Source organism: Neobacillus drentensis (assembly GCF_036962765.1).
Classification (GTDB): domain Bacteria; phylum Bacillota; class Bacilli; order Bacillales; family Cytobacillaceae; genus Neobacillus; species Neobacillus drentensis_C.
This window is the reverse complement of the sequence record NZ_JBALOS010000034.1, coordinates 1-7,931: the sequence shown is the minus strand read 5'-3', so window position 1 is coordinate 7,931 and position 7,931 is coordinate 1. Positions and strand designations below refer to the sequence as shown.

At 39.9% G+C, this 7,931-nt stretch carries 5 protein-coding genes; all 5 read right to left on the bottom strand.

All coding sequences use genetic code 11. The features are described from left to right. Window positions 1-101: 101 nt before the first annotated feature. On the bottom strand, window positions 102-1,049 hold the full coding sequence (locus tag V7137_RS05795; RefSeq protein ID WP_335697185.1) for a carbohydrate ABC transporter permease: 948 nt from the start codon (window positions 1,047-1,049) through the stop codon (window positions 102-104). Between the two features lie 167 nt (window positions 1,050-1,216). Then, window positions 1,217-2,575: a glycoside hydrolase family 28 protein gene (locus tag V7137_RS05790; protein ID WP_335697184.1), complete on the bottom strand. Its 1,359-nt coding sequence runs from the start codon at window positions 2,573-2,575 to the stop codon at window positions 1,217-1,219. Between the two features lie 118 nt (window positions 2,576-2,693). Next, window positions 2,694-4,199, bottom strand: a complete 1,506-nt coding sequence (locus V7137_RS05785) for a pectinesterase family protein (RefSeq protein ID WP_335697183.1) — start codon at window positions 4,197-4,199, stop codon at window positions 2,694-2,696. A gap of 290 nt (window positions 4,200-4,489) precedes the next feature. Beyond that, window positions 4,490-7,432 (bottom strand): fibronectin type III domain-containing protein, encoded by a 2,943-nt coding sequence (locus V7137_RS05780; protein ID WP_335697182.1) that lies wholly within the window; start codon window positions 7,430-7,432, stop codon window positions 4,490-4,492. Between the two features lie 314 nt (window positions 7,433-7,746). Then, entirely contained in the window at window positions 7,747-7,881 is a 135-nt protein-coding gene (locus tag V7137_RS05775; protein ID WP_335697181.1) for an FbpB family small basic protein, read from the bottom strand. Window positions 7,882-7,931: the final 50 nt, after the last annotated feature.

Here is a 7,931-nt window from a genome sequence, read left to right as displayed (position 1 = left end):
TATTAATGGTCCAGTATAACGGAAAGAGAGTAAAAGCGAGCATAACCAGGAGCGGCAGATTAAATGTCAGCAGCCGGTCAACTCTTTTTTGTTTATTCATGTTAATTCCCCTCCCTATCATATCTCGTAATGCGTAAATAGATGATGGCAAATAGTAGTAATATACCAAAGGCAACCACAGTTAGTGCTGACCCATATCCAAAATTGGATCCATGTACTGCCTGTTCTGCAATGTACATCGTCAAGGTTGTAGTACTGTGTGCCGGCCCTCCACCAGTAAGGTTGAAAAGAAGATCGACGTTATTAAACTCCCAAATCACACGGAGTAAAGTTGTCAGGACAATTGTATTTTTCAAGGACGGCAGTGTCACATATAAGAACGATTTCACTCTGCTTGCACCGTCCACCTTTGCTGCTTCATAGAGTTCTTCTGGAATACTTTGAAGTGAAGCGAGTAAGGTAATGGCAAAGAAAGGAATACCTCTCCATAACTCCGCAATAACGACCGATATAAAGGCAGTAGTGCTATCAGCCAGCCATGCCTTGCTTTCACTGATAATCCCTAACCTGATGAAAAGATCATTGATAACACCCATATGTTCATTAAACATTAGTGACCACATCACAGAGGCTAACACACCCGAGATTGCCCAAGGAATAAAGGCAGCCGCTCTTACCATCCCTCTAAACTTAAATTTTTGGTTGAGAAGGAGTGCTGCAATTAAGCCAAAAATTAGCTGTAAGCCTACCTGAGAAACCACCCATTTAAAAGAGGTTAGCAAACTTGGAAGAAATAATTTATCCTCCGTAAAAATCTTCTTGAAATTGTCTATCCCGGCAAAACCGTTATAAAAGGGAGCGGATATATCATAATTTTGGAGACTGTAGTAGAACACCGTCCCAATCGGATAGAACAAAAAGGTTACAATCATTAGGGTTGATGGCAAAATAAACAAATAAGGTATCCATTTTTCTAGTTTATATTTTTTGATTGGTTTCTTTTTCTCAGTAGTAACTACTGATACTTCCAGCTCTTGTCTTAGATTCATTGAATGTTTCCTCCTTTCTTGTTTTTTATTTTAACCGAAAACGCTTACACGGAGAATTCAATATCTTTAGCCGTTTGTTTGATTTTTTTAGATGTTCATAATTTTTTAAATATTGTTTAAATATTTACGAAATAGAAGGCAGATGTGAGCATCTGCCTTCTTTCCTTTTACACTACATTAGTTACATTATTAAATAAAATTAGCGGGTCAGTTGAACGGACACTTTTAGATTTACACCGCTCAATTTCAACCTCAGTACCGTTCTCCACATAGAAAGCCGGCCCTTCATGATTGCTGACTGTTACCCGATGGAATCGAATATCCGAAACATTACAGCAATAAAAACCCCTTTGCTTCATTGGTTCAAGATCCGCCATCATTGCTGGCAGCCCGGGTTCTGCATCTTCAGCCATTGACACAGAGACATTTTCAAATGTAACATCCTCCACGTACATTTCGGCAAGTCCATATAAGAAACCAGCTGCGGCACTGACGTCACGGGCGGTTATATTGGCAAAATGGATCCTTCTGAACACAGGCGTTTCCTTGGTAATTGGGTAGGGATTTTTATCCCACACATATTTCTCTTCGCCCCGTGGACCCCAATGGTAATATAGATTGGCAATAAAAGGACAAATGACACCCTTCATGATAATATTATTGATGCGCACATCTTCAATCACACCGCCCCTGCCCCGTCTTGATTTCAGCCGGATGCCACGGTCTGTTCCTTCAAAAATACAATTGCTTATTGTGACATTTCGGATTTCCCCGCTCATCTCACTTCCAAACACAATCCCGCCATGGCCATGGATCATTGTACAATTGGTGATGGTAATATTTTCACAAGGAATCCGTTCCTTTGTTTCCTCTGTACCTGCCTTAATGGCAATACAATCATCGCCGACATCAATATGGCAATCAGAAATACGAACGTTTCGGCAGGATTCCGGATTAATCCCATCCGTATTTGGGGAGTCGCTCGGATTTTCAATTCGAATATTGTGGATCGTCACGTCTTCACAGCAGAGAGGATGAACGGTCCAGCTTGGGGAGTTCATCAGTTTCACTCCTGAAATCAGGACATTTTTACACTGGTCGAAACTGATCAGCTTCGGCCTTGGATATTGATTTTCTTTTCTCCGAAAAAGGCTCCACCAATAATTCCCGCTGCCGTCCAACGTTCCATGACCGGTTACCGAAATATTTTCAGCATTTTCGGCATAAATACAGGAGGCGTAGACTTCCCTTGTTACCCCCTCCCAGCGGGATTGGACGATTGGGTAATTGGTTTCGTCAGGGCTGAATACTAAAATGGAGCCAGCCTCTAAGTATAAATTTACATTGCTTCTTAAAATGACAGCGCCAGTAAGGAAGCGCCCGGTGGGAACATAAACGGTCCCGCCGCCTGCTTCAGCACATGCTTCAATAGCCAGTGAAATAGCGTTTGTATTATTTGTTTCTCCATTGCTAATGGCTCCAAATTGTTTGATATCATAAATACTTGATGTCGTTGAACTAATCATTTTTTACCTTCCTTTTTATCAGCTGCAGTCATTTTGGTTGAAAACTTATTACGGTTTTTATTTTAAAATGTGATTACGTAACGGCACTAAATGAGATTCCTCGATTCACTCCAGAACGTTACTCTTTAGGGTTCCAGCCTTTCAGGACATTTTCAATGGTGTACTGCGTGGCCTCTTCATCGGACAGCTGCCTGCGATCCTCATTGATTACAGCTCCTGGTCCATAATTTTTGTATTCATAAAATCTTGCGTCTTTGTATGAAAAACCTGACATATCGGTCCAGCCTTGCGCTATGATATGTGGTCCGAGATAACTATTCATAAAAACTACACTTCCGATTGCATTGGGGTCGCCGCTAGGATGCCAAGGCCTGCCCAAATATACGGTACCTGCCGGAGCATTGCTTAACAGCTTTGAATGAAGGAATAAGTACCCATAAGGCTCCGTGATCAATGTACTAGCAGCGGTTACAAATCCATTATTCGTTGACGAGCCGCGGTCAAGAGAGAAAATCTCACATTCTTCAAAGACGGCACTTGAACGCCCAAAGATGAAATCAACATCACCCTCGATATAAGATTGGTAGAAATATTGCGTTCCGCCATTTACATACAATGTATCCTGATTCCCAATAAACCGGGAATTTCTAAAAGTTTGGCGTTCTCCTCGTGCGTAAACAGCAACAGCCTGCTTATTACTAACATTCACACTTTGCTCATCTAATGAATTTTCAAAGGTAAGGTTTTCAGCAATAAAATCATCTCCATAGATATAAACGCTGGCACTTCCGGTCGTTCCATATGTTCCGCCTTCAGGCTTGGCCTTACCAGAGTAGTTATCATAAGTAATGATGGTTCCGGAAACGCTTTCACCTTTAAGGTGAATAAAAGGCTTATCCTTAGGAAGGGTAACAAGCTCTTTATAAACACCATTTTCAATAAACACTTCCACTTTTTCGGTATTATTTGCAGGAATAGCATCAATTGCCCCTTGGACGGTAGTGAAATCTGCCAGGCCATCCTTGGATACTGTCAATAAATTTGGTATTTCTTTCAACTTTTGTGTAACATCTTCGAGCTTTCTGTGGTCTTCGATCTTCAAGGTATTTCCATTGATATCTTTGGAGTCTTCATTAACTACTGAGGCAACAATTTTGTCTTCCTTGATGAAAGATTCTGAATTAATGGGGGTGGCGGATTCATAGAAGATGACAGTATGACCTTCTTTATTTACAGCGATGGCTGCTCTTTTTACATCAAGATTGTTTCCATTTTTAAAAAAAGTGATGTCATTTACGTTAATGGATTCCAGCTTTCTGTCAAAAGTTACAGCAATAAGGTTTTGGCCAATGAAATCCACTTCTTTCATTTTTACTTTATTACCTGGCGGATAAACGTCCGGAGATTCTGTGTCCCTCTCATCTGCTGCAATACCTAACACTTTTACCTTTTTCATGTGCAGCCCGCTAATTAAATGCGACACATCCACAACTATAATCTCAGATGTGGAATCAACAACGGAGGATTCTACATTGTGTGGTGATCCCGAAACAGAATCTGCAAAACTGAGATCTGGATGAAAACCACTTAGCATTGTTACTAATGTCACTGAAGAGATCAGCATTTTTTTGTTTCCCTTTTTAAAAATGACCAATTCGATTACCTTCCTTTCTTAAAGTCTAAGGCTTATTATGAAAGCGAGGTCTTTGTTTGAGAATATAAAATTTTTAGAAAACTGTTTTATATTTTTGGCTTTTTTAAAACTTAGTAAAATAGTTTGGTTTCAACAACCTGATTAATAGTCATAATTCCTCATTCATTTTTATTAATACTCATGGTTTGATTTAGTCACTAGAAACAGGGGGTGATTCTAAAATCACCCCCTGTTTCTTCTATTATATTATCAATCTAGGATTACTCTGATTTTGCCTGTTCACTAATAGCCTTACCAGGTATTAAATGAACGGTTTCACTTGGCCCAAAGCCGCTCCAGCGATATCCAAAAACTCTTTCAAGACCGTTTGGAATCACATTGGATAATCTTTCTCTTTTTGAATCTTTGATTCCCTGCCCCACTGCTTCTACTTTAAATGTATATTGTTTACCTTGTTTAAGGCCAGTAACCGTATAATGTGTTTCAGCTGTTGTCATTTCCGCATTAATTGGTGTAAACCTAGCCCCTTCAGGCTTAATGGGTTTTCCATTTACATAAACACGGTATCCAATGACATCTTGGTTAATGGCAGCTGCCTTATTCCAAGAGAGGGACACACTAGTACCATCCATTCCAATCTGACCTTTTAGCCCGCCCGTGAAGGATGGAGCCCCAATCGCGTACGGTGCAGCTGTTTCGACTTCCATGGAGGAGCCGTATTTTGTTTTATTGCCTGCAAGATCGACAGCCTCCACTTCCACTACATATTTGGTACCTGGCTGAAGATTGGTTAACGTATAGTTGCTGGATTCAGCAAAGCCATGGAATTTCCCGTTTGCATACACATTATAGCCGGCAACACCTGTATCATCACTTGCGGATTCCCAGTCAAGAGATGCCCAAGTGAATCCTGGGTAAACCACTTCTACTTCTTTGCCGCTAAAAGTTTCATTTGCAGGAATCGACGTCGTTGGTTCTTTAATCTTAGTATCACCTGGAAGCACAGGTGCTGTTACATCTGCTTCACCCTTTGTTTTTACTTTGACTTCCGGACCATCAGAGGTGCGATTGCCTATGGTATCGGTTGCTTCCACTTTGAATGTATACTCCTTGGCAGGTGTTAAACCGTTAACTGTAAAGCTTGTGTTATTGGTTGTCATGTATCCAGTGCCAATTTTCTTTCCATCTTTATAAATGGTATAACCTGATACTCCGATATTGTCGGAAGCTCCATTCCAGGTTAAGGTAACGCTCTTTCCATCGTCTGACGAGACTGCTTGTACAGCTGCGGTTTCAGACCATTCAGGTTTTTGTGCTGCATCCAAAGGTGCCCCTGTAGTATTTTCAAACACAAGTCCCGTAGAATTGGTAATTCTCCATGGGTTTCCACCATTATCTTTGACGTTTGTAAAGGAAACATTTTTAAATTTTAAATCTTTGGCGTAATCCATATTAACGGAAAAAGCATTGTCAAATTTAACATTTTCAAAGGTAATATTTTCGTGAAAGACTTCTCCTACATCGTTATTTCCTTTTACAAGGATTGCTTGTTTCTTACTGCCCCCTTGATTACGAACTGTAGTATTCTCGATCCTAATATCCTTAAATTGAGAAATTTGCTGTGCCGGCTCATAAAGAATTGCAGCATTAGCATCTTCATAAGAGGAGGTGAATACAAACGGTCCATCCCCATCAATGCCTTCTAAAGCATTGTCCCTGAAAAGGATATCTCTTGCTCCTCCGCCCATTGGTGTGTTCGTTTTGGCACGTAAGCCCACGTCTGTTTTATACATAATATTATCTTCCACTAAAAAGTTCTCGATCCAGCTGCCCGTATGGCTTCCGGTCACAACCCCGCCGTGGCCTTCTCGAATATAGTTATTGAAAATCCAAGCCTCTCCGGTTGTTTCCTCATCTGCTGCCGCCTGCCCCATGCCTGCAGCAAAGTTAATCGCGTCATCTCCGGTATCCACAAAGTTATTGAAAACCATGATGTTTTGCGAATCACCAAACTCAAACCCATCAGCATTGTTGGCATCATATGTTTTTGCTGTTATACCATTTACAACAATGTTTTTACTATGAAGGTTAACAATCCCGTGAAAGGAAGGATTCAGCTGCGTAATACCTTCATAATACATTCCGTCCACGCCACGTACCGTAATTAGATTGGAGCGTGCAGAGTAGGCAGACTTTGGATTCATACCATCCACCTGAGCTGCATATGATTGAGCTGCTGCCAATATCCCATATGTAGAATCAGAAGCTGGATCTAATGGACTCAAATGTCCATCTTGAACAGTAACATTGCCAGCCACTTTTGAGTTACTGCCTGCGATTAAGCGCGGAAGTTCATTTCCTGCTTCATCAATGGTGGGAGAATTAGGATCCATCTTCCATCCATTCCCATCGATTGTTCCTTTTCCTACGATCCGAATATTCTTAAGGCTGCCGTAATCATAAGTATGGGCATTGATGAGAGAATAGGAACGTTCATCTGTTGAATAGTCGTACACCCAAAAATTCCGGCTGTAATCTACTGCATCTGGGGAACCTAGTAAATACCCATCGACTTGAAGCGTCATATCCGATTTAAGCCATATTTCTCCAGAAATAAATTTGCCTTCCGGAATTAACACTTTCGATCCCGGTGTAGCCGCATCAATTGCTGCCTGAATGGCTTCTGTATCTTTTGTTTGATCATTTGGTGTGGCACCAAAATCAACAATACTGAAAACCTCTGGTACAGCTGTTGTTTTTCCAACAATTTTATTAGAAGGAGCGGATTCGACACCCTCTGCATTTACGGACGTTACATAAAATTCATACGATTTGTTCGGCTTAAGGTTATCAACCATGAAATTATGAATAAGAATATCAACGTGGAAATGATCTTTATCAATATTTTTATAGAAATTATCGATATAAGCTTTTGCAGGGCCGCTGTTATCTTTTAAAGCGCTGCCAATTTTCTCCCCATTCATATAGACATTAAAATCCACGATATCACTATAGTGCTCAGGCTTTTCCCACACAAGGGTTATGCTGTCTTCGTCATAAGCCAGCTTTGGAATCTGTAAGTTTACTGGCGATGCTGGTGCGTTTGGAGCCGATTGTTTATTGGCAAGAGCTTTTGCACCAAGTTGGCTGAATACTAGTAATGAAACCAAAATGATAGAGATACAAATTTTAAGTCTCTTCAACTATGTTTCCACCTTTCATAATGTTTTTTGAAATCCAATTAACTCCCTCCCTCCTTGATTGTTCATTATAGATGAAAACGCTTTCTAAAATAATTCAATATTTTTAGATTTTTGGAAAAAATCTTTATGGATTTTTGTTATTTTTTAGTTTTAACCTCAAGAGCATTGATTGAAGTCTTTTCTTTTAATCATTGAAGTAGATTTGAATATTTCAACGGATCACCATATTGGCTTCCCTGATAATGATTCGGAAGCTAGATTGTATGAAGGGAAATAAAAAAAGCACCATTGAGTGCTTTTTTTGGGTTTATCATTTATGAAAATATTAACCTCTTAGCATGCTTATCATCAATTTTTGCTTCAATTCTCTCCAATGCTTTAAAATCACTTTTTATTTCATTTTTATTATCATTTACCAATTCCTTGAAAATGAGTTTACGTTTTCTCATTGGTTTCAACACCCCTTTTTCTTTTTATTATGGCTGTGTTATACAAGTAT

What these genes read in the sequence shown, in the direction of transcription:
- V7137_RS05790 (WP_335697184.1), bottom strand. Translation starts at nt 2,575, where the DNA reads ATGATTAGTTCAACGACATCAAGTATTTATGATATCAAACAATTTGGA.
- V7137_RS05785 (WP_335697183.1), bottom strand. Translation starts at nt 4,199, where the DNA reads ATGCTGATCTCTTCAGTGACATTAGTAACAATGCTAAGTGGTTTTCAT.
- V7137_RS05775 (WP_335697181.1), bottom strand. Translation starts at nt 7,881, where the DNA reads ATGAGAAAACGTAAACTCATTTTCAAGGAATTGGTAAATGATAATAAA.
- V7137_RS05795 (WP_335697185.1), bottom strand. Translation starts at nt 1,049, where the DNA reads ATGAATCTAAGACAAGAGCTGGAAGTATCAGTAGTTACTACTGAGAAA.